The sequence below is a fragment of the Streptomyces sp. NPDC055955 genome (assembly GCF_042270245.1).
Lineage (GTDB): Bacteria > Actinomycetota > Actinomycetes > Streptomycetales > Streptomycetaceae > Streptomyces.
On sequence record NZ_JBHJYS010000022.1, the window covers coordinates 68,362 to 94,592 of the forward strand.

Annotated in this window: 22 protein-coding genes and 1 pseudogene; 10 read left to right on the top strand and 13 right to left on the bottom strand. The window is 70.3% G+C overall.

Annotation, left to right across the window (positions count from 1 at the left end; genetic code table 11):
• Positions 1-3: 3 nt before the first annotated feature.
• The gene (locus ACFC96_RS34510) at positions 4-1,689 is read right to left on the bottom strand and encodes a sel1 repeat family protein (RefSeq protein ID WP_376615906.1); all 1,686 of its coding nucleotides are present in this window, start codon (positions 1,687-1,689) and stop codon (positions 4-6) included.
• 298 nt (positions 1,690-1,987) lie between these two features.
• Here ACFC96_RS34510 and ACFC96_RS34515 point away from each other — a divergent pair, with 298 nt between their 5' ends.
• Positions 1,988-2,428: a GNAT family N-acetyltransferase gene (locus tag ACFC96_RS34515; RefSeq protein WP_376615908.1), complete on the top strand. Its 441-nt coding sequence runs from the start codon at positions 1,988-1,990 to the stop codon at positions 2,426-2,428.
• A 45-nt stretch (positions 2,429-2,473) separates the two neighbouring features.
• On the opposite strand, the gene ACFC96_RS34520 is transcribed toward ACFC96_RS34515, so the two are convergent.
• Positions 2,474-3,226, bottom strand: coding sequence for an anti-sigma factor domain-containing protein (locus ACFC96_RS34520; RefSeq protein WP_376615910.1), 753 nt, complete (start codon positions 3,224-3,226; stop codon positions 2,474-2,476).
• Entirely contained in the window at positions 3,223-3,840 is a 618-nt protein-coding gene (locus ACFC96_RS34525; protein WP_376615912.1) for a sigma-70 family RNA polymerase sigma factor, read from the bottom strand. The genes ACFC96_RS34520 and ACFC96_RS34525 overlap by 4 nt, the downstream gene beginning before the upstream one ends.
• 201 nt (positions 3,841-4,041) lie before the next feature.
• Between ACFC96_RS34525 and ACFC96_RS34530 the strand changes: the two genes are divergently transcribed.
• Together ACFC96_RS34530 and ACFC96_RS34535 are read left to right on the top strand one after the other, a co-directional pair.
• On the top strand, positions 4,042-5,316 hold the full coding sequence (locus ACFC96_RS34530) for an NAD(P)/FAD-dependent oxidoreductase (RefSeq protein WP_376615914.1): 1,275 nt from the start codon (positions 4,042-4,044) through the stop codon (positions 5,314-5,316).
• Entirely contained in the window at positions 5,316-6,110 is a 795-nt protein-coding gene (locus tag ACFC96_RS34535) for a DUF1365 domain-containing protein (protein ID WP_376616023.1), read from the top strand. The genes ACFC96_RS34530 and ACFC96_RS34535 overlap by 1 nt, the downstream gene beginning before the upstream one ends.
• 47 nt (positions 6,111-6,157) lie before the next feature.
• Here the strand turns inward: ACFC96_RS34535 and ACFC96_RS34540 are convergent.
• A pseudogene (locus tag ACFC96_RS34540) lies at positions 6,158-7,361 on the bottom strand (RNA-guided endonuclease InsQ/TnpB family protein); the annotation flags it as partial.
• Positions 7,362-7,545: 184 nt separating this feature from the next.
• Between ACFC96_RS34540 and ACFC96_RS34545 the strand changes: the two are divergent.
• Both ACFC96_RS34545 and ACFC96_RS34550 read left to right on the top strand, forming a co-directional pair.
• Positions 7,546-8,865 (top strand): class I SAM-dependent methyltransferase, encoded by a 1,320-nt coding sequence (locus ACFC96_RS34545; protein WP_376615916.1) that lies wholly within the window; start codon positions 7,546-7,548, stop codon positions 8,863-8,865.
• On the top strand, positions 8,862-9,671 hold the full coding sequence (locus tag ACFC96_RS34550; RefSeq protein WP_376615918.1) for a DUF1295 domain-containing protein: 810 nt from the start codon (positions 8,862-8,864) through the stop codon (positions 9,669-9,671). Before ACFC96_RS34545 ends, ACFC96_RS34550 begins: the two co-directional genes overlap by 4 nt.
• Before the next feature lie 23 nt (positions 9,672-9,694).
• On the opposite strand, the gene ACFC96_RS34555 is transcribed toward ACFC96_RS34550, so the two are convergent.
• Positions 9,695-11,050 (bottom strand): cryptochrome/photolyase family protein, encoded by a 1,356-nt coding sequence (locus ACFC96_RS34555; protein WP_376616024.1) that lies wholly within the window; start codon positions 11,048-11,050, stop codon positions 9,695-9,697.
• 255 nt (positions 11,051-11,305) lie between these two features.
• Here ACFC96_RS34555 and ACFC96_RS34560 point away from each other — a divergent pair, with 255 nt between their 5' ends.
• On the top strand, positions 11,306-12,439 hold the full coding sequence (locus ACFC96_RS34560; protein WP_376261129.1) for a PP2C family protein-serine/threonine phosphatase: 1,134 nt from the start codon (positions 11,306-11,308) through the stop codon (positions 12,437-12,439).
• 3 nt (positions 12,440-12,442) lie between these two features.
• Here ACFC96_RS34560 and ACFC96_RS34565 read toward each other — a convergent pair whose 3' ends face one another.
• The 5 genes from ACFC96_RS34565 to ACFC96_RS34585 all read right to left on the bottom strand — a co-directional run bounded on the left by ACFC96_RS34565 (position 12,443) and on the right by ACFC96_RS34585 (position 17,618).
• The gene (locus ACFC96_RS34565; protein ID WP_376615920.1) at positions 12,443-12,961 is read right to left on the bottom strand and encodes a MarR family winged helix-turn-helix transcriptional regulator; all 519 of its coding nucleotides are present in this window, start codon (positions 12,959-12,961) and stop codon (positions 12,443-12,445) included.
• Positions 12,961-14,823: an MFS transporter gene (locus ACFC96_RS34570; RefSeq protein ID WP_376261125.1), complete on the bottom strand. Its 1,863-nt coding sequence runs from the start codon at positions 14,821-14,823 to the stop codon at positions 12,961-12,963. The genes ACFC96_RS34565 and ACFC96_RS34570 overlap by 1 nt, the downstream gene beginning before the upstream one ends.
• A gap of 305 nt (positions 14,824-15,128) precedes the next feature.
• Positions 15,129-16,739, bottom strand: coding sequence for an APC family permease (locus ACFC96_RS34575; protein WP_376615922.1), 1,611 nt, complete (start codon positions 16,737-16,739; stop codon positions 15,129-15,131).
• An 84-nt stretch (positions 16,740-16,823) separates the two neighbouring features.
• On the bottom strand, positions 16,824-17,063 hold the full coding sequence (locus ACFC96_RS34580) for a DUF5302 domain-containing protein (RefSeq protein ID WP_266570264.1): 240 nt from the start codon (positions 17,061-17,063) through the stop codon (positions 16,824-16,826).
• Positions 17,064-17,477: 414 nt separating this feature from the next.
• Positions 17,478-17,618: a hypothetical protein gene (locus ACFC96_RS34585; RefSeq protein ID WP_376615924.1), complete on the bottom strand. Its 141-nt coding sequence runs from the start codon at positions 17,616-17,618 to the stop codon at positions 17,478-17,480.
• Positions 17,619-18,082: 464 nt separating this feature from the next.
• On the opposite strand from ACFC96_RS34585, the gene ACFC96_RS34590 reads away from it, so the two are divergent.
• The 3 genes from ACFC96_RS34590 to ACFC96_RS34600 are packed head-to-tail and all read left to right on the top strand — an operon-like array spanning position 18,083 to position 23,146.
• A complete protein-coding gene (locus ACFC96_RS34590; protein WP_376261119.1) occupies positions 18,083-19,024 on the top strand; it encodes an ABC transporter ATP-binding protein in 942 nt (313 codons plus the stop codon).
• Positions 19,021-20,379, top strand: a complete 1,359-nt coding sequence (locus ACFC96_RS34595; RefSeq protein ID WP_376261117.1) for an ABC transporter permease — start codon at positions 19,021-19,023, stop codon at positions 20,377-20,379. Before ACFC96_RS34590 ends, ACFC96_RS34595 begins: the two co-directional genes overlap by 4 nt.
• A gap of 4 nt (positions 20,380-20,383) precedes the next feature.
• Complete coding sequence (locus ACFC96_RS34600) at positions 20,384-23,146, top strand: alkaline phosphatase family protein (protein WP_376261115.1); 2,763 nt, start codon at positions 20,384-20,386, stop codon at positions 23,144-23,146.
• Positions 23,147-23,187: 41 nt separating this feature from the next.
• On the opposite strand, the gene ACFC96_RS34605 is transcribed toward ACFC96_RS34600, so the two are convergent.
• Positions 23,188-23,490 carry a winged helix-turn-helix transcriptional regulator gene (locus ACFC96_RS34605; protein ID WP_376615926.1) on the bottom strand — a complete coding sequence of 101 codons (303 nt, stop codon included), beginning with the start codon at positions 23,488-23,490 and terminating at the stop codon, positions 23,188-23,190.
• Between the two features lie 183 nt (positions 23,491-23,673).
• Between ACFC96_RS34605 and ACFC96_RS34610 the strand changes: the two genes are divergently transcribed.
• A complete protein-coding gene (locus ACFC96_RS34610; RefSeq protein WP_376615928.1) occupies positions 23,674-24,234 on the top strand; it encodes a carboxymuconolactone decarboxylase family protein in 561 nt (186 codons plus the stop codon).
• 161 nt (positions 24,235-24,395) lie between these two features.
• On the opposite strand, the gene ACFC96_RS34615 is transcribed toward ACFC96_RS34610, so the two are convergent.
• Together ACFC96_RS34615 and ACFC96_RS34620 are read right to left on the bottom strand one after the other, a co-directional pair.
• Positions 24,396-25,853: a purine-cytosine permease family protein gene (locus tag ACFC96_RS34615; protein WP_376615930.1), complete on the bottom strand. Its 1,458-nt coding sequence runs from the start codon at positions 25,851-25,853 to the stop codon at positions 24,396-24,398.
• A gap of 87 nt (positions 25,854-25,940) precedes the next feature.
• Entirely contained in the window at positions 25,941-26,192 is a 252-nt protein-coding gene (locus tag ACFC96_RS34620; RefSeq protein ID WP_376615932.1) for a hypothetical protein, read from the bottom strand.
• Positions 26,193-26,231: the final 39 nt, after the last annotated feature.

A 26,231-nucleotide genomic window follows, 5' to 3' on the forward strand; every position in this document is an offset into this window, starting at 1 on the left:
GGCTCAGGGCGCGGCCGGCGCCTGCTCGGCGGCTTCCAGCTCTTCCTGCGGGTCCAGCATCCGGGACAGCACGTCCAGATCATCCGCGTCGTATCGGGACCTGACGTCCTCCCACCACCGCTCGGCGGCCACGCGCAGCAGGTCGACCGCTTCCGCGTGGCGCCCGGTCCGGTTGAGTACGAGGCCGTAGTAGCCGGCCGTCTCGGTGCCGAACACCTCGTCCCGGCCCTCTTCCCAGGCCTTGCGCAGGTACGGCTCGGCTTCCTCGTACCCGCCGCGCTGGGCGATGGCCTTGCCCGCCAGCAGCGCGCTCAGCGCGCTGTTGTCGGCGGCCGCGCGGACGTACCACCGCTCGGCCTCCTGGTAGTCCTTGTGGTGGTCGGAGAGCCGGGCCATGGCACCGCAGGCGTCGTGGTCCCCGGCCTCCGCCGCGATCCGCTTCCAGTGGTCGCGGCGCACGGGCTCGCCCAGGTCGTCGTAGAGCCACCTGAGGTCGGCCGCCGCCGCCATGTCGCCCGCCAGCGCCGCGGGTTCGTGCCAGGGGAGCATCCAGCGTGCCGCCGCCCCGCCCCACTCGTAGAGCATCTTCCCGTACGCGTACGAAGCCTGGACGTCCCCCGCTTCGGCCCGCTCACGCAGTTCCGGGAGCCGGCGCAGATCCTGCTCGGGCGATACCTCGCCCTCCGCGCGGAGCTGGGCGATCCTGGCGAGCCGGTCGGGGACGACCTCGTCGTCCGGATCGACCTCCCTCAGCCGGGCCTCCGCCTCGTCGAGGCGGCGCAGACGCCGGAACAGGTCGGAGAGCCTCACCCGCGCGGCGCGGTGCCCCGCGTCGGCGGCGAGGGCATACCAGCGCTCCGCCTGGGCGAGATCGCCGCGCTCCTCGTGGAACAGGCCCAGGACGAAGGCCGCGCCGTCGTACCCCTCGGCGTGCGAGCGCAGAAGGAGTTCACGGACCTCGGGCCACCGGTCGTCGGTGTGGTACCGCTCCAGGAAGATCGCGTGCTCCACGAGAGCCACCGGACTGAGGTGTCCGGCTCTGCGGAAGTGGTTTCCGGCCTCGTTGGTCAGCCCGGGAAAGTCCTTGAACTCGCCGCCCAGTTCCTCCAGCGGTTCCACCGCCTCGCCCGCGGCCTCGCCGTCCTCGGCGTCCTCCGCCGCATCGAGGGCATCGGCAACCCGGTCGAAGGTCTCGCGCAGGTGCTCGAAGAGCTGCACCCACCGGAAGACGGCGATGTCCCCGATGTCGACACCCTTCATCAGGAACTCGGCCGCCTCGTCGAGCTTTCCCTCGGCCGCGAGGAGCTTACCCAGTTCGATCTTGCAGTCGAGACGCCCCATGTCCCAGCCCGCCCGGAACCATGTGGCGGCCTCCGGATCGCCGTTCTCCTTGAGCAGCACGGCGAGACCGTACGCGCAGCCCGAGTGCCGGTCGGCGGCGAGACGGTAGAGCCTCTCGGCCTCCCGGCGGTCACCACGGATCTTCCGGTAGCGGGCGAGGGTGTACGCCGAGAAGGCGTCGCCCGCCTCGACCGCCCGCTCCCAGTAGGGAATTCCCTCGTCGACCCGGCGGCCGAGCACAAAGAAGTCGGTGTGACGACAGGCGGTGTCCTCGTCACGCGCGAGCGCGGCGTCGACGAGACCCTCACCTCGTTCCTCGATGGTCTGCGCTTCGTTCTGTAGTGCCATGCGAGAGATCGTTTCATCCTGCCGCGCGACCACCAACGGCGGTACACCGGTGCGGAGTTCGCGATCTCCGGGCCGCGGCGCCCTGGCTGCCTTCCCCTTACGTGTGGTCATTGTCATTCAGTAGCCGTCGGCGGACACCAGACAGCCGTCATGACGACCCGCGACGGGTCAACCGGGGTCGCCGAAGGGGTCCGGGCTGCGGGCAGGTCATGCCTGCCACGCCCCCGACGAGGCGGTCGGCCTTTCACCCGAGCGGCCGCCGGGCTCGTCGGTCGGCGCCTGTGTCACACTCCCCCGCATGGCACATGATCAGACCGGTGAGGCCCTGAGCGTCGGGCAGCGCGACTCCGAGCTCGACGAACGCTTGTCCCAAGGCTTGGACGAGGTCAACTTCCCCGCCACCGGAACCACTGCCGCAGATCAGAGTTCGCTGTCGGTGAAGGTGGTCGACGACACCGGTGAGCTGCTCGGGGGCCTTTCCGGCTGGACGTGGGGTGGGCTGCTCGGCATCGAGAGGCTCTGGATCCGTGAGAAGAGCCGCGGGGACGGGTGGGGATCGAAGATCCTCCTGGCAGCGGAGGAGGAAGCACGCCGGCGGGGCTGCGACCGTGCCTGCGTATCGTCCTTCACCTTCCAGGCACCGGAGTTCTACCAGCGCCACGGATACGCCGAGACCGGCCGGACCCTGGGAATCCCGGGCGGCGCCGAGGACGTCCACATGTTCAAGAAACTGGAATAGGCCCTCCGGCGAGGCACGTCCGTGCCTCACCGGTGCCATGGACGCTCAGGCAGGGAAGTCCATCAGGGCCACCGGCGCGGAGGTGGGCCTGGGAGATCCACCCGCCGGTTCGACGGTGATGCCCATGCCGGACGCCTGGTCGACGGGTCCGTCCAGGAGAACGGCCTGCGCCCGCGAGGCGGGGTCGAGCAGGCCGGCCGGACGCATCGTGTCACCGTCGGCGAACCACAGTTGGTAGACCTTGCCGGACGGCGGCGTGGCCAGCCCGGACGACACGAACGCCGCCTTGTCACGGCTCTTGGAGACGACCACCGTGGCGCTCGCGCCGTTTCCGAGACGCGCGGTGTCGGCCTTGGCGTCGGGCGCCCCCAGGACTGCCGCGAGCTCCGCCGACCGCCGTTGCTCCGCACCAGCCACGGCCCGCGCGTCCCGTGCCTCCTCGTGCTGCCACACCGCGACCCCGCCGAGACCGGCGGCGGCCACCAGGCACGCGGCGAGTGCCCAGCGCGACGCGCGGCGGCCCCACGCCGGGTTACCGCCGCCCCGCGAGGGGGGCTTCGGGAGCGGGGACTCCTGGCGGACATGGGGGATCCGTCCCATCACCCGGACCTTGAGCTGGGGCGGCGGACTCTCACTGGCGGCGAGGCCCAACCTGCCTGCCGTCGCCGTCAGTTCAGCGACTTCCTGAGGGCATGCCTCGCAGGCCCCGAGGTGGCGCTCGAACACAGCCCGCTCGTCCTCGGACAGCGCGTGGAGCACATAGGCACCGGTCAGCGTGTGGACATCGGCGTTCGTCATGCGTTCACCCCCAGGCAGTCACGCAGGCGGATCAGACCGTCCCGCAGGCGCGTCTTGACCGTGCCGAGAGGCAGCGCGAGCAGCTCGGCCACTTCCCGGTACGTGAGGCCGCGGTAGTAGGCCAGCGTCACGGACTGGCGCTGGAGCTCCGTGAGGCCGCCCAGACAGCGGCGTACCTGTTCGCGTTCGAGGCGGTGCTCCACCTGCTCGGTCACCTCGTCGAACTCGGGGGTGCGCTCCAGGAAGGCGGCCTGCCGCTCCCTGGCGGCGGAGGCCTCGACCGATCGGACCCGGTCGACGGCACGCCGGTGGGCGAGCGTGAGCACCCAGTTCATGGCCGTACCGCGGTCGGGACGGTAGCGGGCTGCGCTGCGCCACACCTCGATCAGGACCTCCTGGGCCACCTCCTCGGACTGCGCGTGGTCACGCAGCACGCTGCGCACCACTCCGAAGACCGGCCCGGCCACCCGGTCGTACACGGCGGCGAATGCCTCCTGGCTGCCCTTGGCGGTCCGGCCCATGAGCTCCTGGAGATCGGGCTCCGGCGCGGGCGACGCCCCAAGGGGCGCGGTTCGGTTCACGTGGCGATCTTCCGGCAGGGGACGGCGGGACATCGGTAATGCGTAGCCGGGACGCGGACGGATTGGTGCTGACGCGGACGAGTTTTCCCCGCGGCACGCGCTCCGCGGCCAGGTCCAGTGGCACCGGTGCCACGGCGAACATCCGGGCCAATCCGTCCGCGCCCCGGCTCCGGATTACCGATGAGGCCTTCGAAACGGCAGTCGATCGGAGGCGCGGAGCATGAGGAGTGGATCGTGACGCGTGCGGCACTGGGCATACGGACGGCTGTCGTGGGGAGCGGCGTGGCGGGTCTCACCGCCGCACACATCCTCGCGCGCCACCACGACGTGGTGATGTACGAGGCCGACGACAGAACCGGCGGTCACGCGCACACCCACGACGTGCCCTCGGCCGACGGCCGCCTGCACCGGATCGACTCGGGATTCATCGTCCACAACCGCCGCACCTACCCGCACCTGCTGCGGCTCTTCTCCGAACTCGGCGTCACCACACAGGAGTCGGAGATGAGCATGTCCGTACGGTGCGAAGGGTGCGGCCTCGAGTACGCCGGGGCCCGGGGGCCGTCGGGCCTGTTCGCCCAGCCGCGCAACGTGGCTCGCGGGCGCTATCTGCGCATGCTGGCCGAGGTGCCCGCCTTCCACCGTGCCGCTCGCCGGCTGCTGGCCGAGAGTGACGACGACACGCTCACTCTCGGCGAGTTCCTGACCCGGGGCCGCTTCTCCGCGTACTTCGTCGCCCACTTCATGACGCCGCTCGTCGCCGCCGTATGGTCCTGCGACGCCGCCACTGCCCGGCGCGCTCCGGCGCGATACCTGTTCCGGTTCCTCGCGCACCACGGATTGCTGTCGGTCACCGGATCGCCGGTGTGGCGCACGGTGACCGGCGGCTCACGCAGCTACGTCGACCGCGTCGTGAAGCAGCTGGGCACCGTCCACACCGCCACGCCCGTGCGGTCCGTACGCCGGCACCCCGACGGCGTCGAGCTCACGACCGAGGACGGGCTGACGACGACGTACGACTCCGTCGTCATCGCCACCCACCCCGACCAGGCGCTGCGACTCCTCGCCGACCCGACGCCCGAGGAGAGCCAGGTCCTCGGAGCCTTCCGGTACTCGCGCAACAGCACCGTCCTCCACACCGACACCGGCGTCCTGCCCAAGGCCGCGGGGGCGCGCGCCGCCTGGAACTACCTCATGCCGACCTGCCGCGTCGCGGCCGACCGGGTCCGCGTCAGCTACGACATGAACCGTCTGCAGCGCCTCACCGCACCCGAGACCTTCGTCGTCACCCTCGGCGGCGAGGACCGCGTCGACCCCGGACGGGTGCTGGCCCGCATGACGTACGAACACCCGGTCCTCACCCCGGAGTCGGTGGCCGCCCAACGGCGGCTCCCCGCCCTCGGCGGGCCACGCACCGCCTATGCGGGGGCTTATCACGGCTGGGGTTTCCACGAGGACGGCTGCCGCTCGGGCGCGGCGGCGGCCGCGGCGCTGGGGGTGCTCTGGTGATCCCCGCCCCCCGCTCATCCCCCGCCCCGGTACGTGATCTCCCGCCCGGCCACGTACCCGCGCTGTACCCGTGTCTGGTCACCCATGTGCGCACCACACCCAGGCGCCACCTGCTGCGGCACCGCACCTACCTGTGGCTGATCGACGTGGACCGCCCGCCCCGTCTCCCCGCCCCGCTGCGTCCCCTGGCCCGGTTCGAGGCGCGGGACCACTTCGGCGGAGCAGGACCCACGATCCGGGCCGGCCTGGAGAAGTTCCTGGCCGCGCGGGGTGTCCCGCCCCCGACCGGGCCCGTCGTCATGCTCGCGCAGGCCCGCGTCCTGGGTCACGTCTTCAACCCGCTCAGCCTCTACTGGTGCCACGACCGGGACGGGGAACTGCGCCACGTGGTCGCCGAGGTCCACAACACGTACGGCGAACGGCACTGCTACCTGCTGCGCCCGGACGAGGCGCCCCACGAAGGGCTCGGCGAGGAGTTCCGAGTGGACAAAGAGTTCTACGTCTCGCCGTTCTTCCCTGTCGACGGGCAGTACCGGATGCGTCTGCCCCTGCCCGGGGAGCGGCTCGATCTCGCCGTGCATCTGGAGCGGGCGGGTGGCAGACCGTTCACGGCGACCGTCCGGGGCCTTCGGCAACGGGCCACCTCGGGAGCGCTGGTCCGCGCCGCGCTGCGGCACCCGTGGCCCACGCTCGCCGTATCGGCCGCGATCCGCGCGCACGGCATCCGCCTGTATCTGAAGGGGCTCCCCCTGCGACCCCGCCCCCGACACCGAGTACAGAAGGGCATGGATTGACTCCTCCCCCAAATGAGGGGGATTCCTAGCTCACGTCGCCTGCCCCCCGGCGGGGGTGCAGGTCTTACACGATCAGCACTAGCCGGGTTGAAGACCAGCCCGGACCAGCATCACGCGGGCGGAGTTCTTGTCTCTCGGCGAGACGACTCCGCAGACGGTGCAGGCATACGTTCGTTCGGAAAGAGGTAGTGCGTGCTTGGTTCTCGCTCCGCACTGCGCGCAGTCCATCGTGGTGTGCGCGGGGTGTACCAGATGGATGGTCCGGCCGTGCTTCCTGGCCATCTCGACAAGCGCCGCCTTGGTGGCGCCGATCGCGGCATCTGCTGCTTTCCTGGCCATGGTCGACTTCGCGAGGAACTGCGGCTTGAAGTCCTCGACGGCCAAGGCGTCGTGGTCGCGGACGACCTTCTTGGCCCACTTGCGGCCGGTGTCCTGCCGCTGGGCCGCGACCTTGCGGTGCAGTTTCGCCCTCTGCCGCTTTGCCTCGCGGTATCCCTTCGATCCGGCCTGTCCCTTCGCAGGGCGGCGCCGGGCCATCATCCGCTCATAGCGGGCAAGTTTCTGCGCGGCTGTCCGCCCGTGCTGGGGATGGGGAAGGTCGTGGTCGTCGGATGTGGTGGTCGCGGTCTCCTTGACGCCCCAGTCGATGCCGATCACGCGACCGGTTGCAGGCAGCTTCTCGGTCTGTGCGGGGACGACGAAGGACGCCCACCAGTGCCCCACCGCATCTCGGTACACGCGCACCGACGAGGGCGGCTTGGGCAGCTCGCGCGACCACACCGGCCGCACCACGATGTGGCCGGCGAGATGCAGACGGCCGTCCTTGAGGCGGAACCCTCGCTTGGTGTATTCGAGGGTGGGCAGCGCTTCTCGCTTCTTCTTGTACTTCGGCATCCCGGCCCGCTGCCGCATCGGCAACCGCGCCTTGATGTCCTTGAGGGCCTTCGCGCGCGACTTGCCGAAGTCGCGTATCAGCTGCTGCTGAGGAACACAGGCACCATCGGCCAGCCACGGCGTGCGCGATCGGGCCTCGGTCAGCATTGCCGCGAGCTGGACCGGCCCACACGTCGTCTTCTCGCCGGTCGCCCGGTTGTACGCGTGGACGGCCTTGGACTTGGCGACGCACTCATTCCACACCCAACGCGCCCGGTCCCACTCCGCTTCGAGCGCAGTGCGGGCCGACGCCGACAGACGCACGCGGTAGGTGTACCGGCAATGGCCGGCCGCCTGTGGGGTCGCTTCTGTCGTCATGCATCGGAACCTACCTGGGAGGACTGACAGTTGAGCCCCCGTTTGCTCTTTGCGGTGCCCCTCGCCAGCGGTTTCGGTGTACGCCGATCCGCCCTGGCGGCGAACCTGCTTTCCCTGCCCCGCTCACGCGGGAGCTTCATTTCCACCCCCGGCTAAAGCCGGGCGTATCCACGAAGGAGAAACAATGAACGTCCCGGTGACCCACCGCAGCCACGCCGAGCAGCGGGCCGACACCACGGCCGTGGACGCGACCAGATGGCCGGACGTCGCGTCGCCGCCTCCGTCCTCGCGCGCGAGAACCGCCGTCTCCCAGGCCGTCGTACGCGGCGCGCTGGACCGCCTCCCGATGCATGTGCGACTCGCGGACGGCAGTCAACTGGGCAGGGGCGGGCCCCTGTTGAGGATCCACGACCCGGAGGCCTTCTACCGCCGCATCGGCGTGAACGGCCTCGTCGGCTTCGGGGAGTCCTACATGGCCGGGGAGTGGGACGCTCCCGACCTCGTGGCCGCCCTGACCGTGTTCGCCGACCACGCCGCCGAACTGATCCCCCGCCCCCTGCAGCGGCTGCGCGGGCTCTGGGCACCACGGCAGCCGGCCTCCCAGCGCAACACCCCGGTCGGTGCCCGCGACAACATCAGCCGCCACTACGACCTGTCCAACGACCTGTTCGCCCTGTTCCTGGACGGATCGCTCAGCTACTCGTCCGCCGTCTTCCGCGGTTTCCCCGCGACCTGGCGGCACCTCGAAACGGCACAGCACGCCAAGATCGACCGGCTGCTCGACCTCGCCGACGTCACCTCCGGCACCGACCTGTTGGAGATCGGTACCGGCTGGGGCGAACTGGCGATCAGAGCCGCCGGGCGTGGCGCCCGCGTCACCACGCTCACTCTCTCCGCGGAACAGCGCGACCTGGCGCGTGAGCGCATCCGCGCCGCGGGGGTGGCCGACCGGGTCAGCGTGGAGCTGTGCGACTACCGGGAGGCCCGGGGAACGTACGACGCCGTGGTGAGCGTCGAGATGATCGAGGCGGTGGGCGAGGAGTTCTGGCCCGTCTACTTCAGGACGCTCGACGAACGGCTCGCTCGCGGCGGCCGCGCCGCCCTCCAGGCCATCACCATGCCGCACGACCGGATGCTCGCGAGCCGGGGCACGTTCACCTGGATCCACAAGTACATCTTCCCCGGCGGTCAACTGCCCTCCGTCGATGCGATCGAGGATACGGTCCGCGATCGCACCGGGCTGCGCACCGCCCGCCGCGACGGCTTCGGCGCCCACTACGCCGAGACGCTGCGGCTGTGGCGCGAACGGTTCACGGAACGCGCCGACGAGGTCGAACGGCTGGGCTTCGACGACACGTTCCGCCGCATGTGGACCTTCTACCTCGCATACTCCGAGGCGGGGTTCCGTGCGGGTTACCTGGACGTCCAGCAGTACCTGTTCACCAAGGACGGCCCGCGCGGAGGTTCGGCGACCGTTCCGCGGCCGGGCGGGGCCGCGCGGTGAACGGGTTCGACTGGGCCGCCTTCGCCCGGAACCTCGCACCGGCCGCGGGCGCAGCGCTCCTCGTCATGGCGGTCACCTTCGCCGTCGCCCTGCGCACGGGTCTGCACCGGATCGTCGACGTGGCATGGGGCATCGGTTTCACGGCCGTCGCTCTCGTGTCCTACGTGATGTCGGCCGGCGACGGCGACCCGGGGCGGCGCCTGCTGGTCACCCTGCTCACCGCGGTGTGGGGCCTGCGGCTCGCGCTGCACATCGCACGGCGAGGGCGCGGCCACGGCGAGGACCCGCGCTACGAGGCGCTGCTCGCCAAAGCCCCCGGCAACCGAGACCTGTACGCCCTGCGCATGGTCTATGTGCTGCAGGGCGCCCTGGTCTGGCTGGTGTCGCTGCCGGTCCAGGCAGCGCAGTACGGCACACGATCCCTGTCCGGCTTCGCGGTGGCCGGAGCCGCGCTGTGGGCGGTGGGACTCTTCTTCGAGGCGGTCGGCGATCACCAGCTCGCCCGCTTCAAGTCCGACCCTGCCCACCGGGGACGGGTCATGGACCAGGGTCTGTGGAGCCTCACACGTCACCCCAACTACTTCGGTGACTTCTGCGTGTGGTGGGGCATCTTCCTCGTCGCCTGCGACGCGGGAGCGGTCGCGGCCGCCGTCGCCGTTGTCTCCCCGCTCACGATGAGCTACCTGCTGGTCAAGGGCAGCGGAAAACCGTTGCTCGAGCGGCACATGGCCGAGCGCCCGGGATACGCCGCGTACGCGGCCCGCACGAGCGGATTCTTCCCTCGCCCGCCGAAACGGGGCCCGTGACACGGACCTCGCATCGAGAGGGCTCAGTCCAGCCCGCGCGCCCGCCGGAACCGCTCGAGTCCTTCGGCGAGTTCGACGATCGGTTCCGGGTACGCGTACTTCGCGCGTTCGGGTCCGGGCTGCTTCCACGGCTCGTGCACGGCGGACCCGGCGAGACCTTCGAGTTCCGGCACCCAGCGGCGCACGTACGCGCCGTCCGGGTCGTATCGCTTCGCCTGCGTCACGGGGTTGAGGACGCGGTTGGGGCGCGAGTCGGTGCCGGTCCCCGCCATCCACTGCCAGTTGAGCTGGTTGTTCGCGATGTCGCCGTCGACCAGGAGGTCCAGGAAGTGACGGGCGCCGACCCGCCAGTCGACGTACAGCGTCTTCGTGAGGAAGCTCGCGGTCAGGAGGCGGCCGCGGTTGTGCATCCAGCCCTCGTGGCTCAGCTGCCGCATGGCCGCGTCGATCACCGGATAGCCCGTGCGTCCCTCGCGCCACGCCTCGATGTCCCGGGCGGCCTCTCGTCCGGAGCGCCAGTGGTCGTGGCGGGTGCGGTAGTCGTGCGCCGCCGCGGCCGGGCGCGCGGCGAGGACCTGGTGGTGGAAGTCGCGCCAGGCGAGCTGCCGTACGAAGGCGTCGGCGCCCGGACCACCGGCGCCGCGCGCCCGTTGGACGATCTCGACCGGGGAGAGGGTGCCGAAGTGCAGGTGGGGCGACAGGCGTGACGTCGCGTCACCGGGCAGGTCGTCGTGCCCGTCCTCGTAGCCTCCGACACCGCGCCGTAGCCACGCGGTCAGCTGTTTGCGGCCCGCCTTCTCCCCGCCTGCCGCGAGGCCCGGCGAGGTTCCGGAGACCCGCGCGCGTGACGGCGTCCCCTCCGTGGCCACACCGTCCGGGACCCGGATCGCGCGCGGCGCCGCGAGGACGTCGCGCAGACGCTGCTGCGACCAGTGCCGGAAGTACGGGGTGAACACGGCGAAGTGGTCCGACGACGCCGGGGTGACGGCGCCCGGCGCCACCGTGGTCACGACCGTGTCATGGACGATCAGCTGCCGCCCCTGCGCCTCCAGGACGTTCCTCAGCCGCTCCTCACGCCGCTGTGCGTACGCGCTGACGCCGCCCGCCATGTGCACCGCGTCGGCGCCGGTCTCGGCCGCGACGCCGGCCACGGCACCGGCCACGTCCCCCGATCGCACCACGAGGCGCCCGCCGCACGCGCGCAGCGCCGCGTCGAGATCACCGAGGCAGTCCGCGAGGAACGCTTCCCGGTTGGGCGACGCGTACCCGGCCGACGCGATCCCCGTGTCCCGTACGAACAGCGGCACCACCTCGCTCGACGCGCGGAGCGCCGCCCGTAGCGGCGGGTGGTCGTGCACGCGGAGGTCGGACGTGAACATCACGATCGAGGCGCTCACGAAGCGACTCCGGGCCGGACCGGACCGAAATCACCGTCGACTGTGCACCTCGACGCCGCCCGGGCGATGTGACGAACCATGGCCCCGGACTCTACGACGTGGAACGGCGGAACTCCTCGACGCGGAGGGTGTCGCCGCGGCGGCCCCCGTGATCGGCAATCGTCACCCTGTGAAATCAACGCAGGTGAGGGCGCTCTCGATGCCCACGCCACGCTCCGAGGGTGCACAGTGGATGACGTGGGCCTACGGCGGCGCTCGGGCGGTCTGTGGCAGCGGTGGCAGCCGAGTCACGCGCTGGTGATGCTTCCACTCGCGCTCATCGTGGTGATCACGGTCGTCGACTTCCTGGTTCCGGCCGACGTGCATCTGGGGCCGCTGCTGGTCGTGGCTCCCGCGCTCACCGCCTCCTTCGCCGGGCCTCGCCTGACAGCGTTCGTCGGGGCTCTGGCCATCGGGGCCCAGACGTTGATCGGCATCCATTTCGGCGTCCTGTACACACGCAATGTGATGGTGCAGATCTTCTCCCTCGCCGTCCTCACCGGCCTGATCGTGTTCTTCTGCCGCGTGCGCGAGCACCGGAGAAAGGAACTGGCCAAAGTGCGGTCCGTGGCCGAGGCAGCGCAGAAGGCCCTGCTGCGGCCGCTCCCCCACCGCATCGGCCCGTTGCGGATCTCCTCGCTGTACCTGGCGGCGGAGGACGAGGCGGAGATCGGCGGCGACCTCTACGCGGCGACCGGCACCGACGACGGCGTACGGATGATCATCGGTGACGTACGGGGACACGGGCTGTCCGCCGTCGGCGAGTCGGCACTGCTGCTCGGTGCGTTCCGCGTGGCGTCCGAACAGCACGCCACGCTGCCCGCGCTCGCCGGCGCCCTGGACCGGAGTGTGTCGCGCTACCTCGCCGATATCGTCGAGGCGGAGGACGCGATCGACGAGCACTTCATCACCGCCCTGCTGCTGGAAATCCCCCGTCACGGGCACACGACCCGCATGACCTGCTGCGGGCATCCCCCGCCGTTACTGCTGCACGGGCACCACGTCAGCACCCTCACCAGCCCTCACCCGGCCCCGCCCCTCGGTGTGGCCGGGCTGCCGGGCACACCGTTCCCCGTCGACGAGTTCGCCTTCGAAGCCGGTGACACCCTGGTCCTCTACACGGACGGGGTGACCGAGGCCCGCGATGACGGCGGGGCCTTCTATCCGTTCGCGCAGCGAGTCGAGCAATGGACCACGAGCGGCCCGGAAGCACTCCTGGATCACATCCGCCGGGACCTCCTCGCCCACTGCCGAGGACACCTCGGCGACGACGCCGCCATCATCGCCATCCAGCGCAATCCGGCCCCTCGACCGGGCGGCTCCGACCGCTAGGCCCTAGAGTCGGCCGGTCCGTGGCAGTACGGCCGGGCGCCGCGCGCACAGGGCCTCCAACGCCGGCAGGGCTTCGCGCAGGGCGTGCTGGTGGTCGGCGGTGAGCTGGTCGATCCGCTCGGCGAGACGCGCGGCTGCCTGGCGGCGCGTGGAGTCGAGAAGCGCCTGGCCGGTGTCGTTGAGGGCGATCAGGGTGGCCCGCTGGTCCTTCGGGTCCGCCTCACGTTCGATCCATCCGCAGCCGTCGAGCAGGTCCACCATGCGGGAGACGGTCGACAGGGCGATGCCCATGCGTGTGGCGAGGTCGCTGATGCGCAGTGGTCCGTGCGCGGAGAGCGCCGCGAGCGCGGCCAGCCGACTGGGGGTGAGCCGGCTCTGCATGCCTTGGGCGCGCAGTTCGGGGAGGAGCTGCTGAATCGCGGCACGGAGCCGTTCGGCGAGCTCCGCCGACTGCTCGGCGTCGAAGGCATCAGATGCGGCGGCATCGAAGTCGACGGCATCGGAGTACGAGGAGGAAGTCATCACGGCTCCTCGGGTCGGGGCGTCGACGGGGGCGCCGGGGGCGAGGGCGCCTGTACGGGTGGGGCCGTCTGGGCAGGCGAGGCCGTTTGTACGGGCGGGGCCGTCTGCGGGACCGGTGCCGGCGCGAGAAGCGGGGCGGACTGGGGCAGGACCCGGTCGTCGTGGATGTAGCGGCCGCCGCGCAGCATGGATGCGATGGCGGCGACGACGCACGCGGCGATCGCGAAGTCGAAGGCCACGGACAGGCCGTCGGCGAACGGCTGGGAGATCAGCGCGGGGAAGAAGCCGCGCCCGGTGAGGTAGTGGGCGTGGCCCGGGGGCAGTTGAGCGAGGACGTGCGGGCCGAGCAGGGTCTGGATCGGGTTGTAGCCGAGGAGCGAGGCGAACAGCACGCCGACCGGCGGGAGGGCGGCGACCTTGGCGGCGTCGGCGGCGGGGACCCCTTGCGCGGTCAGGCCGTGGTTGAGGGCGGCGGGTAGGGCGACGGACAGGCCCGCGATCATCAGGGAGAAGAAGATGCCGATGGAGAGCACCGTGGCCGAGTTCTGGAACGTGGTGCTGATCCCGGCGCCCACCCCACGCTGGTCGGGCGGCAGGCTGTTCATGATGGCCGCCCGGTTGGGTGCCGCGAAGAGGCCCATGCCGAGGCCGTTCAACAGCAGGACGAGGGCGAACGCCGGGTAGCTGAAGTCGACCGGCAGCGCCTGAAGGGCCAGGAACGTGGCGGCGGCCAGCAGCATTCCTCCGGTGGCGAAGGCCCTGGCCCCGAACCGGTCCGAGGCCCAGCCGGAGAAGGGCCCCGCGACCAGGAACCCGACCGTCAGCGGAAGCATGTAGATGCCGGCCCACAGCGGGGTCTGCTCGAAGCCGTAGCCGTGGCGGGGCAGCCAGATGCCCTGGAGCCAGATGATCAGGATGAACATCAGGCCGCCGCGCCCGAGCGCCGCCAGCAGACTGGCCACGTTCCCGGCGGTGAACGCGCGGATCCTGAACAGCGACAGGTGGAACATCGGCTCGGGGACCCTGGTCTCCACCACGCAGAAGACGGCCAGCATCGCCATGCCGCCGACGATCGCGGCGATCACCCATGGGTCGGCCCAGCCCATGATGTCGCCGCCGTAGGGCTGGATGCCGTAGGTGATGCCGGCCAGTACGGCGATCAGGCCCACGGCGAAGGTGAGATTGCCCCACCAGTCCAGCCGGGCTCCCGCGCGTACGCCCGTGTCGTGCAGCTTCAGATAGGCCCACACGGTGCCGAACAGGCCGAACGGCACGGACACCAGGAAGACCAGATGCCAGTTGAGGGGACCGAGCAGTCCGCCGAGGACGAGGCCGATGAAGGATCCGGTGATGCCGGCCACCTGGTTCAGACCCAGTGCGAGTCCGCGCTGACGGGCGGGGAAGGCGTCGGTGAGGATGGCGTTGGAGTTCGCCATCAGCATCGCCCCGCCGACGCCTTGCAGGACCCGCATGCCGATCAGCCACAGGGCGCCCGCCGTGCCGTGCATCCAGGTCACCGACAGCAGCACCGAGAACACGGTGAACACCGCGAACCCCATGTTGTACATCCGGACCCTGCCGTACATGTCACCGAGGCGGCCGAAGCTGACCACCAGCACGGCGGTGACCACCATGTAGCTCATGATCAGCCACAGCAGCAGGCTCGTGTTGCCGGGCTGCAGCGGGTCCACACCGATCCCCCGGAAGATGTCCGGCAACGCGATGAGCATGATCGACATGTTGATCGTCGCGATCAGCACACCCAGCGTGGTGTTGGAGAGCGCGATCCACTTGTAGCGCGGTCCTGGCTCGCGGCGACCGCCCCGACGTGTGGCGGTCGACTCAGCGGTTGTCCTTGCCACAGAGCATCACTCCCGCCGGAGTCAGTTGCTTGACATCAACCAATCTACTCCCGGCACCCTGGTGCGGCCACGGCACCTGACCTGCGCAAACAGAACCCTGTCGAGGGTGCGCCATCGCTGCGGCTCGCCGCCCGGACAGCGTGCCCCCGACGCCGTCGACCGCTCGTTCCCGGATGCGGTGCCGTCCTCGCGGCAGACGATGCGGGTGATGCCCGCCGCGGCGACGGCCCCGAAGGAGCAGCCGAAGACCCGAACAGCTCTGCGCCGATGCGGAGTTGATCGCGAGGTGCCTGACCCTCACGCCACTAGAACGCCCGCTCGGCTGACGGATCCGTACGGAGATGGGCCGCGCCCGAGCGCACCGCCCACACGAAGACCGCGAGGGCCAGGACGGCGACCACGACAGTGTCGTACGGGGCCGGCAGACGTCCGGAGCCACCGAACGTGCCGAGCCACGACAGCACGGTCAGCGCCGCCAGGTGGAAGACGATCCAGGCCCCCTGACGCAGTTCCTCGCGTACGGGCCGTCCCGCCGTCCGGCCCTGTTGGAGCAGGTACAGCGGCACACCCGCCAGGACCAGGGGCAGGGCGAGCCGCAGGTGTTCCCAGCCGGACCAGTAGATGAACTCGGTGGCCACGGCGAAGCTGACCGGCGCGATCCAGCGCACGCCCGGCACCTGACCGTCCGCGAGGGGCACTCCGCGCTCGCGGTCGTGCGCCCGGAAGGACGCGACGGCGACCGCCGAGGCGGCGTAGATCAGGAGGTACATGTCCCCCATCACGCTCACGATGTCCTGCCAGCCGCCGAACGGCAGCATGAACAGGATGATGACGACGAGGTTGAGGACCAGCGCGCGGCGCGCGATGCCGGAGCGGGGGTCGATGCGCATGAAGAACCGGGGCACCAGGCCGTTCTTCGCGAGGGCGTACGTGTGGCGGGCGTCGATGGCGACGCCCACGTAGGCCGAACCGCCCGGGGAGATCACCGCGTCGGCGTAGAGCAGCGTGGCCAGCCAGTGGAGGTTGAGCACGAGGGCGAGCTGGCCGAACGGCGAATCGAAGTTCACGCCCTGCCAGCCGTGCGTGAGGAGCGAGTCGGGCACGGTGTACAGGAACGCGAGTTGGAGCCCGAGGTAGACCAGCACCGCGAGGCCGATGCCGGTGAGCACGGACGCGGGCACGTTGCGGCGGGGGTTGCGGGCTTCACCGGAGAAGTCCAGGGGTGCCTGGAAACCGTTCACGGAGTACACGATGCCGCCGCCCGCGAGCGCGGTCAGGCAGGCGGCGTAGCCGTAGGGGGCGAAGCCGCCGGGCTCGGTGAGGCGGCCCGAGTGGGTGCCGGACAGGAAGAGCGCGACGATGGTGACCACGGGGACGACGACCTTGAACACCGACACCAGGTTGTTCAGGCGGGCGAACATCCGTACCGCGAACCAGTTCAGCGCGGTGAGCAGCACGCTGAGGGCGGAGGCGACGCCCAGGCCCGACGCGGTGAGCTTGCCACCTTCGTAGAGCCCGGGCACGTAGTGGGCTGCGTACTGCATGATCGCGCTGATCTCGGCGGCGGTGCCGCCCACGGAGAGCAGTACGGACCAGCCGACGACCGTGCCGACCAGCCGGCCGCTCGCGTACAGCGGCCAACGGACGGTGCCGCCGCCCTCCGGCCTGGTGGCGCCGAGTTCGACCATGACCAGGGCCACGAGTGCGCAGAGCGCGCCGGCCGCGATCCAGGACAGCAGGGCGGCGGGGCCAGCGGTCTGGGCGGCGTACAGGGCCGCGAACAACCAGCCCGAGCCGAGGATGTTGGAGAAGCCGATCGCGGTCAGGCCCCAGAAACCGAGGTCCTTGCGGAGCCGGTTCTCCTCGGCGCGGGCGTCCACGTCACCCGCGGTCTCCGCCGGCCGATGCTGCGCCACGTGGCAAAACCTCCCTGACGATCACAGACCCAGGGGGCTCAGCGTGCCATGCGGCGCGTCACCTTCGAAGAAGCGCTGCCGTGGTCAGCCGCCGCTCTTGCGGCGGAACGACTTCTGGCTCGAGGCCGGACCGTGCGCACCGCGGATCTTCGAACCGGTCTTCGCGGCGCCGCCCGCGGCGTCCGCCTGCATGCCGCGCTTGCGGTCCAGTGCCTCGCGGAACTTGCGCTTCAGGTCGTACTGGCCGTCGGCGTCGGGTGCCAGGCCCTCGTTCGCGGCCTCGGTCGGCTCCGAACCTTCCTGCGATGCAGACTCTGCAGCCATGGTGACCTCCTGGGTTCGGGCAATGGGGAAGGACAGCTTGTCATGCCTGTCGGCACTTGTGCGCCTGCGTCCGGTGGCGCGGGCCGTCACCGGTGGACGGTCGTGTCCGTGCGGCGACTGCTTCGAGGGCTGTGACACAGGCGGTCCAGCCGCGAGACGACCTGCTCGGCTGTCGTCGCGGCCCCCGTGACGACGAATCAGGACGCTGTCCGTAGCAGAGTTGCCTCTCCGGCCGGGTGGGCGCGGATCCCCGGCGGGGTCAGGTCCAGATCGTGCATCGCGTCGAGCGCGGCGGTCAGCAGGTGTGCGACCAGCCCGTGTGCGTTGCCGGGCGTGGCGGTGCGGGGTCGGTGCGGCGTGCCCGGCCCGTACGGCGTCGGCAGGCTCCGGGGTGAACAGGGCGTCGAGGCGCCGTCACTCGACCGTCACGTGTCGGGCGAGCCGACCGGAAAGGCGCTCGTACTCCTCAGGCGTCGCGTCGAACCGCTCCTGCATCACGGCCGGTTCGGCCGGTTCCACGCCGTCCGCCATGAACAGGATGCAGGTGGTCGCCACTGACGTTCGGTCGCTGAGGTCCGGGCAGCCCGCCGTGGCAAAGGTCGGGTCACCCGGCTCCGCCGACGCCGGGCCGGTCCCGGCCTCCGTCCGGCGGTCGGCCGGCACCTTCGGGTGTTGGCGTTTCTCCGCCGGCTGACGGCGTGTTCGAGCGTGACCAGGAAGTGGTGCCGCTCGTGCTGTCTGTGGGCGCGTGCGACCGCGAGCGGCCCGCACCTGCGCACGCTCAGGTAGCCCATCGATCACGGCGGTGCCTGCGTCCGGGACGTTGCGTGGCGCACGCTCTGGATGATGGCGCGTCAACTCCCCTCGGCAGACGCCTTGTTCGATATGTCGACCGTGACCGACCGGGAATCGGCGTGACGGATTCCAGTCGTCTCCCGTTCCCCGAACGTCAAGCATCCGTCCCCGCTTGCGTCGTGTGCCGTCCCTAAGGTCCTCGGAGGTTTCCAAGGAAGGCACTCATGGACGAACGCCTGGCAATACGGGCTCGCGGGATCACCAAGTGTTTCGGCGACGTCGTCGCGCTCGACGGCATCGATCTGGATGTGGCGCGGGGGCAGATCCACGGCCTGGTCGGACCGAACGGCGCCGGGAAGACGACACTGCTCGGCCTGCTGCTCGGTCTGGCCGTCGCCGACGAAGGCCACCTGGACATCCTGGGTGCGCCCATCGGGCGGGCGCTCGCCGCTCCCGAGGGTGTCGCCGGCTTCGTGGACGGTCCCGGCCTCTACCCCTCGCTCACCGCCAGGCAGAACCTGGCCGCGCTGGCCGCGCTGCGCGGCCTCGACGCACGGGCGTCGGGGATCGACGACGTGCTCGGACAGGTCGGGCTCACCGACGTCGCCGACGACCGGACCCGCGGCTTCTCCCTCGGCATGCGTCAGCGGCTCGGTCTCGCCGCCGCCCTGCTCACCAAACCCCGGCTGCTCGTGCTCGACGAGCCGTCCAACGGCCTCGACCCGGCCGGAAAGAAGCACGTGCACGGCGTCCTGGCGAGGCTCGCGACGGAGGGAACCGGCGTCGTGCTGTCGAGCCACCGCATGGACGACGTCGAGGCGCTGTGCTCGGAGGTGACCATCCTCTCCACCGGACGGATCGTCTTCTCCGGCCCGCTGAGCAAGCTGGCCGCCGAGAACAGTGAGCTCGACTACCGGCTGCTGACCTCCGACCCGCAGGCCGCCCGCCGCCTCGCGGCCGAAACCTCCGGGATCCGCGTGGTCGACGGCGCCGTGGGACGCCACGACACCGAGGCGCTCGTCGTGCGCACGGCGGTGCCCGCCCTCGACGAACTGGTGGCGCGCCTCGTACGCGCGGACATCGCGCTGCGCGAACTCTCGCCCGTGGTGTCGCCGCTCGAAGCGGCGTTTCTCGCCCTCACCGAGCAGCAGGAGAACAGCAGATGACCGCAACCGTCGCCGCCGGCCCCGCCGCCCCGGCCGTCCCGCGTGTCTCGGTGGCGCGCGGCTACCGTTTCGAGCTGGTCAAGCTGGTCTCGCAATGGCGGATCCGGCTGCTGCTCCTCGCCTGCTGGATCGCGCCGGCGCTCTTCGTCGCCGCCGTGAGTCAGCAGAGTTCGCTCCCCGTCGACACGCTCTTCGGTCGCTGGATGCACGCCACGGGATGGGCCGGGTCGCTGGTGGTGCTGGGGTTCTCGGGCACCTGGGCGCTCCCGCTGCTGACTTCGGTGGTCGCCGGTGACGTGTTCGCGTCCGAGGACCGGCTCGGCACCTGGCGCCATCTGCTCGTCGCGGTCCGCTCTCCCCGGCGGATCTTCGCGGCGAAGGCGCTGGCCAGCCTCACCGTCATCCTGCTGCTCGTGGCCGGGCTCGCCTGTTCCGGCGCGGCGGGCGGCGTCGTGACGGTCGGCAACCAGCCGCTGGTCGGGCTCGACGGCCACTTGCTGTCGCCGGCAGACGCGGCCCTTCAGGTCCTGCTCGCCTGGGTCTGCGTACTCGCCCCGACCCTGGCCTTCGCCGCGATCGGCCTGCTCGGGTCCGTCGCGCTCGGCCGCTCCCCGATGGGGCTCCTGCTGCCCGTGCTCGTCGCGCTCACCACGCAGCTCGCCCAGATGCTGCCGCTCCCCGTCGCCGTGCGCCTCGCGCTGCCCAGCTACGCCTTCATCGCCTGGAACGGTCTGTTCACCGGCCCTGCACAGCTCGGTCCGCTCTTCGTCGGCATCGTTGTCAGCCTGGTGTGGGCGGTGACCGCGACGGCGCTGGCCCATGTCCTGTTCCTGAGGCGGGACTTCACCGACCTGACGCACGACGGCTCGGGGCGCCGCGCCGTCACCGTCGGAGCTCTGCCGCTCGTCGGGCTCCTCGTTCTGACGGCCCTCGCCGTCGCCCCGGCGACCTCGGCCACGGGGTCCGGGATCGAGCAGGACAAGGTGCAGCGCTCGGTCGCCACGGCATTCGCTCACCTCTACCGCCTGCAGACCGAGCAGCTCAACCGACCCGACGTCACCGAAGCGCAGCTCAGGGCGAGCGCGGCGTGCACCAAGGGCAGCGTCGGCGTCGCGGCCGAAGGGCCGGGCAACGACTGGCGCTGCGTCGTCTCCTGGCATCTCCCCGACGTCGAGGCCACCGGGTCGGCCATCTACCAGCTCGACGTCACCGCTGACGGGCGGTTCATGGCCGATGGCGATGGACCGAAGGAAGTGAACGGCTACTTCCTGGTACGCACCCCGACCGGGGACGGACCGAACCCGCTCTGGCAGTTCGACGGCAACGTCGAGTTGCTCTCCACCTCGAAGGGATAAGTCCATGCAGGTCACACGCCGTCGCAGGCGTGCCGCGAAGGCTCGTTCCGGCCTTCTCGGCAGACGCATCGGCCGCCGGGTGCCCCTGGCCACGGTCGGCATCACGGCACTCGCCCTCGCCGCCGCGGGCACCGCTTTCGCCCAGACACACCAGTTCGGCACCGACCAGGTCGGCCAGACGACGCGTCAGGGCCAGGTCATCTCCAGCGACCAGTACATCGCCCCGTACGGCGACCGTCTCGTCGTCGACAACGGCAAGATCATGTCGTCGTCGGTCAGCCCGGACGGCACCCACCTCGCGGCGTCCGTCACCGACGGCGGAATGGCGCTGTCCATCGTGGATCTCAAGAGCTGGAAGGTGCAGCAGCTCGTCGGCAACTCCGCGTCGGCCGACCTTCGGATCAGTGGCAACGACGTGGGCCAGGAAGGCCCCACCTACTCGCCCGACGGTTCGCAGCTGTGGCTGGGCCAGATCGACGGATACACCAGGTTCACCGTGCACCCGGACGGCAGCGTCGCCGATCCGACGTCCGTCAAGATCCCGGCGGACGGGCCCAAGCACGCGCTGGTGGGCGAGCCGGTGTTCTCTTCCGACGGCTCCACCGTGTACTCGGCGGTCAATGGCCAGAACCGCGTCGTCGCGATCGACGCGGCGACCGGCGCCATCCGGCAGAGCTGGCCCGTGGGCAATGCCCCGCGTGACATGGCCGAGGTCGGCGGCAAGCTCTACGTCAGCAACGAGGGTGGGCGTCCGGCGAAGCCCGGCGACACCACGATCAACTCCTACAACACCCAGGTGCCCGCCGACCCGGTGACCGCCTCCACCACCACCGGCACGGTCAGCGTCATCGACCTGGCGCACCCGGATGCCGCCGTGTCGAGCATCAACGTCGGTCTCCACCCGACCGCGCTGTACGCCAAGAAGAACGCGCTGTTCGTCACCAACACGGCCACGAACGACGTGTCGGTCATCGACACGGCCAAGAACAAGGTCGTGCAGACCGTCGCCACGCAGCCGTGGCCCGAGTCGTCGGTCGGTTACGAGCCCGACGCGGTGACGCTCACCGACGACGGTCATCTGCTGGTGACCCTCGGCCGCGCCAACGCGGTCGCCGTGTATCGGTACACGACCCCGCAGGAGCCGGTCAGTTACGTCGGCCTGCTCCCGACGGACTACTTCCCCGCCGAGATCGCCACCGTAGGCAAGCAGGTGGTCGTCTCCAACACCCGTGGAATCGACGCCCGCCGCTCCACCGCCGGGGCGGGGCACGCCACCCACGACACGACATCGAGCGTGCAGCGGTTCACCCTGCCGAACGATCGCGTCATCAAGTCCGAGACGGCCAAGGTCTTTCAGCAGAACGGCTGGACCCGCGGCTCGGTCACGCTGACGCACGGCAAGGACAAGAAGAAGCCGAAGCCGGTACCGGTCCCGGAGCGGCTCGGCGACCCGTCGACGATCAAGCACGTGTTCCTGATCGTCAAGGAGAACCGGACCTACGACCAGGTCCTCGGCGACGTCCCGGAGGGCAACGGCGACCCGTCGCTGGCACAGTTCGGCGAGAACGTCACGCCGAACCAGCACGCCCTGGCCAAGCAGTTCGGGCTCTACGACAACACGTACGACATCGGCACGAACTCCGCCGAGGGTCACAACTGGCTGATGCAGGCGGACGACCCGGAGTACACCGAGTCCTCGGCCGGTGAATACGCGCGCAGTTACGACACCGAGGACGACGCACTCGGCCACCAGCGCACCGGCTTCATCTGGACCGGCGCCCAGGCGGCCGGGAGGTCGGTACGGGACTTCGGCGAGTTCCAGCAGTTCCTGACGAAGCCGGCGGACGCGAGCTGGCAGAACCTGTACTGCGACTCCAAGAACATGGCGGCGACGGGTCAGGACACCGCCTATCCCCTGGTGTCGTCCTCGCCCATCCCGTCACTCAACTCAGTGTCGGTGCACGGGTTCCCGAAGTTCGACACGAGCGTCCCGGACATCTACCGGTCCGAGATCTGGAAGCGTGACTTCGAGAAGAACGGTCCGGCCGACCTGAACATGTTCTGGCTGTCCAGCGACCACACCGGCGGTCCGGCGAACGCCGCCGCCCAGGTCGCGGACAACGACCTCGCGGTCGGCAGGATGGTCGACGAGATCTCGCACAGCAAGTACTGGAAGGACTCGGCCATCTTCGTGGTCGAGGACGACTCCCAGGCCGGCCTCGACCACGTCGACGGCCACCGCGCCCCGATCCAGATCATCAGCCCCTGGGCCAGGCATGGTGTGGTCGACAGCCACTACTACTCGCAGATCACGATGATCCGCACCATCGAGCAGATCCTCGGGGTCCACCCGATGAACCAGAAGGACAGCGCGGCCAGCCCGATGCGCGGGGCGTTCAGCCAGAAGCCGGACGTCACGCCGTTCAAGGCGCTGCCCAACCGGACCTCGCTCACCGCGGGTCTCAAGACCCCGCCCTCCTGCGGCCTGGACACCCCGGCCCCGCAGAACCCCGATGCCGCCGCGGCGCCCTCGGCGAAGGTACCGGCGGACATGCAGAAGCTCGCCGCGCAGTGGGACGCCTGGAAGTCGCAGCAGCGGCTGACCGGGCGCGACGCCAAGCCCGACTTCGCGAACCCCGCGCAGATGAACCACTTCACGTGGTACCAGACGCACGAGTGGTCGAAGCCGTACCCCGGCGAGAGCAAGATCTTCGCCCCGAAGGACGTGCCGGGCGCCTACATCCCGTCACCGGAATCCGACGGATGACCCAGCCGCAGCGAGACTGAATCAAGGGCCCCTGACCGGCGTCACCGCCGGCCGGGGGCCTTTTCTTCCCCGTCCGCGCCCGTTTCGTCCGCCCAGCGTCGGCTCCAGGCCTGCAGGGGGGTGAGCGCCTCGACGAGATGCTCACCGAGCGGGGTGAGGTGGTACGCGTCGTCGTGGAGAACGAGCAGGCGGGCGCCGGTCAACTCGTGGAGCCGGGTGCTGAGCACGCTGGAGGACATGCGCTCGCACCGCCGCTGCAGTTCACGGAATCCTGCCGGGGCGTGGCTCAGCTCCCACAGGATGCGCAGGGTCCAGCGCCGCCCGAGCAGATCGAGTGCGGCCATGACCGGACGACCCGAATCGGACCCTCGTACGGGTACGCCTGGCCGAGGCGTTCCGGCTTCCCTGCCCGCTTCTCGCTCCCTGGCCACTCCCTGTTCCTCCTCGCCCACTTCTTGCGCTTCGCTTTCAGAAGCATCATAGTGATTCTAAAAGCGAAGCACGAGGGATGCAGGAGGCACGCAGGAATGTCGCGCATCGAACCGCTCACGCCGCCGTACCCCGACTCCGTCGACCGGGCGCTCCGCCGATGGATGCCGCCCGGCGTGCCGCACGAACCGCTGACCCTCTTCCGGGTCCTGCACCGCAACCCGGACCTCGCCTCACGCATGTTCGCCCTGGGGGCCGGGCTGTTGGGGCACGGGCTCCTCCCCGCCATCGATCGCGAGATCGTCATCGCGCGGGTGACCGCTCGCTCCGGCTGTGCGTACGAGTGGGGTGTGCATGCCGCGAGCCTCGCCCAGCAGGCCGGACTCAGCCTGGAACAACTCCGGGCTACCACCGACATGGACACCACCACCGGAGGTGCGTGGTCGCCGCGCCATACGGCACTGATCGACGCGGTCGACGAACTGCACGACACGGCGCAACTCTCGGAGCCCGCCTGGAGCTCCCTGTGCGAACACTACGAGGACGCCCAGCTCCTGGAGTTCCTCGTACTCGCCGGCTGGTACCGGACCATCAGCTGTCTGGCCAACGGGCTGCTCCTGGAGGAGGAGAACTGGGCCGTCCCGTTCCCGGCACGGTGACCACGAGCCGCCGTGATCGACAGGGCCGGACGAGGCGTGGCCGCGCGAGTCTGCAAGCCGACCTGCCATGTTGCGCCTCGCCAGGTCGAGACGCGCCCCGCGGAGGCCGTCGGCAGGCAGGCGGTTCCACGACCGGTCCGCCATCGAAGCGGTCGGTCTCTTCAGATGCCGGGCCGGCCGGCCGTCGCCCGCCGCTGACGGAGCATCAATCCCGCGTAGACCAGCGCACCCAGGGACATCCCGACGACTGCGGACAGGTCGGCACCGCCGAGGGCGGCTGCGACCGGGCCGGTGTAGATGCTCGTGTTGGCGCACAGGAGCGCCGCCCCGACACCGACGGCCATCGCGGCGGCCCCTGCGGGATGCACGCCGTGCCAGTACCAGAAGCGGCTTTTCGGGGTCTGGTCCTGCAACGCGACTCCGTCGTAGCGGTTGCGGCGCAGGAAGATGTCCACGGCGTAGATCGTGAACCCCGGGCCGAGGAAGGCGACGGAGAGTTCCAGACCGCTGTTCATGGTGTCGAGGAAGTCGGACACGAACAGGGAGTAGAAGGTGAGGCCGAGCGCGATGGAGGCGTCGAAGACGACGGTGAACGCGCGGCTCCAGGGGATCCCGCCGGACTGAAGCGCGAGGCCGCCGCTGTATGCGGTGAGTACGTTGTTCGTGATCGAGCCGAAGATGACGACCAGCAGAAAGACCGGATAGAACCAGCCGGGTACGACCGTCTTCAGTGACGTCTGTGCGTCGGTCATGTCCACCGCCGTCCCGGCCAGGACACCGAGTCCGCTGAGCAGGACGGCCGGCACGAATCCACCGGCGGCCGTCCACCAGCACACCGCCCTGCGTGAGGTGTCGGCGGGCAGATAGCGGGCGTAGTCCGCGCCGCTGCTCCATGACAGGGGCCCACCCACCATGATCGTGAATCCCGAGGCGAGGGTCACCCACAGCTCGTGGCCGTGGACCGCGGTGGCGGCGGGTGTCCGGTAGCCCCAGTCCGTGTGGCGCAGCACGTAGTACGCCAGGACCAGGACGCAGACGGTCAGCGCCCAGGTGAACCAGATACTGCACCGAATGATGGTGGCGTGCCCGTACACGCTGATGGAGAACGTCACGACCGCGGTGACCAGCACGATCGCCACCTTGACCGGGGTGTTCGCGGGGATGCCCAACTGCTCGACCAGTGCGAACCCGGCGAGGGATCCCAGGGCCAGGCCGATCGCCTCGTAGGCGACCGCGACGGTCCACCCGAATGTCACGTTGAGGAATCTGTTGCCGCGGACGCCGAACATCGCCCGCGTCACCACCCAGCTCGGCGTTCCGGAGCTGGGGCCGCTGATCGCGAGGTACCCCACGCCCGCCCAGAACAGGTTGGCGGCCACGATCACCGCGAAGGACTGCCAGATGTCGAGGCCGAGCAGCACCATCGCGCCGCCGAGCACGATGTAGAGGTAGCTCATGTTGGAGGCCGCCCACACCGTGAACAGGGAACGTGGCCGACCGTGGCGATCGGAGTCCGGGATGTGGTCGACGCCGTGGGTCTCCACATGTCCGGCGCGGTCGGTGACCGGCTCGCCTGGCTCCGGCACCGCACCGGTGCCGCCAGTCGCCCTCGACGCCATCCTGACCTCCGGAAACCCGCTATTGGGATGCGCACCAGTTGCTTGTCGGGGTGGGCGTCAACAGCATCCCAGGTCATGACGTCCACCTCACGGACCGAATGACGCCGCCTGCCCGCCGGCGAGCGGCGCGCGGAGATGGTGCGGGCCGCGAGCGTGATCGCCGTGAGTGAGGGCCTGGACGAGCTGACGGCGAAACGGGTCGCTCAGACCGTGGGCGTCGTACCGGGTCTGGTGGACCAGCACTTCAAGTCCGCCGACGAACTCGTCGCCGCGGCCGTCGGCCACACCGCGACCGCCGACGACGACACCCTCTTCACGCACGCGGAGCGAGCGGACCATCCGGTGGACCGGATACGGCAGTCGATGCAGGCGTGGCTG

What these genes read in the sequence shown, in the direction of transcription:
- ACFC96_RS34620 (WP_376615932.1), bottom strand. Translation starts at nt 26,192, where the DNA reads ATGGTCCGCTCGCTCCGCGTGCGTGAAGAGGGTGTCGTCGTCGGCGGT.
- ACFC96_RS34595 (WP_376261117.1), top strand. Translation starts at nt 19,021, where the DNA reads ATGACCGCAACCGTCGCCGCCGGCCCCGCCGCCCCGGCCGTCCCGCGT.
- ACFC96_RS34555 (WP_376616024.1), bottom strand. Translation starts at nt 11,050, where the DNA reads ATGTTCACGTCCGACCTCCGCGTGCACGACCACCCGCCGCTACGGGCG.
- ACFC96_RS34615 (WP_376615930.1), bottom strand. Translation starts at nt 25,853, where the DNA reads ATGGCGTCGAGGGCGACTGGCGGCACCGGTGCGGTGCCGGAGCCAGGC.
- ACFC96_RS34600 (WP_376261115.1), top strand. Translation starts at nt 20,384, where the DNA reads ATGCAGGTCACACGCCGTCGCAGGCGTGCCGCGAAGGCTCGTTCCGGC.
- ACFC96_RS34515 (WP_376615908.1), top strand. Translation starts at nt 1,988, where the DNA reads ATGGCACATGATCAGACCGGTGAGGCCCTGAGCGTCGGGCAGCGCGAC.
- ACFC96_RS34510 (WP_376615906.1), bottom strand. Translation starts at nt 1,689, where the DNA reads ATGGCACTACAGAACGAAGCGCAGACCATCGAGGAACGAGGTGAGGGT.
- ACFC96_RS34580 (WP_266570264.1), bottom strand. Translation starts at nt 17,063, where the DNA reads ATGGCTGCAGAGTCTGCATCGCAGGAAGGTTCGGAGCCGACCGAGGCC.
- ACFC96_RS34545 (WP_376615916.1), top strand. Translation starts at nt 7,546, where the DNA reads ATGAACGTCCCGGTGACCCACCGCAGCCACGCCGAGCAGCGGGCCGAC.
- ACFC96_RS34520 (WP_376615910.1), bottom strand. Translation starts at nt 3,226, where the DNA reads ATGACGAACGCCGATGTCCACACGCTGACCGGTGCCTATGTGCTCCAC.
- ACFC96_RS34610 (WP_376615928.1), top strand. Translation starts at nt 23,674, where the DNA reads ATGTCGCGCATCGAACCGCTCACGCCGCCGTACCCCGACTCCGTCGAC.
- ACFC96_RS34605 (WP_376615926.1), bottom strand. Translation starts at nt 23,490, where the DNA reads ATGGCCGCACTCGATCTGCTCGGGCGGCGCTGGACCCTGCGCATCCTG.
- ACFC96_RS34590 (WP_376261119.1), top strand. Translation starts at nt 18,083, where the DNA reads ATGGACGAACGCCTGGCAATACGGGCTCGCGGGATCACCAAGTGTTTC.
- ACFC96_RS34525 (WP_376615912.1), bottom strand. Translation starts at nt 3,840, where the DNA reads ATGTCCCGCCGTCCCCTGCCGGAAGATCGCCACGTGAACCGAACCGCG.
- ACFC96_RS34565 (WP_376615920.1), bottom strand. Translation starts at nt 12,961, where the DNA reads ATGACTTCCTCCTCGTACTCCGATGCCGTCGACTTCGATGCCGCCGCA.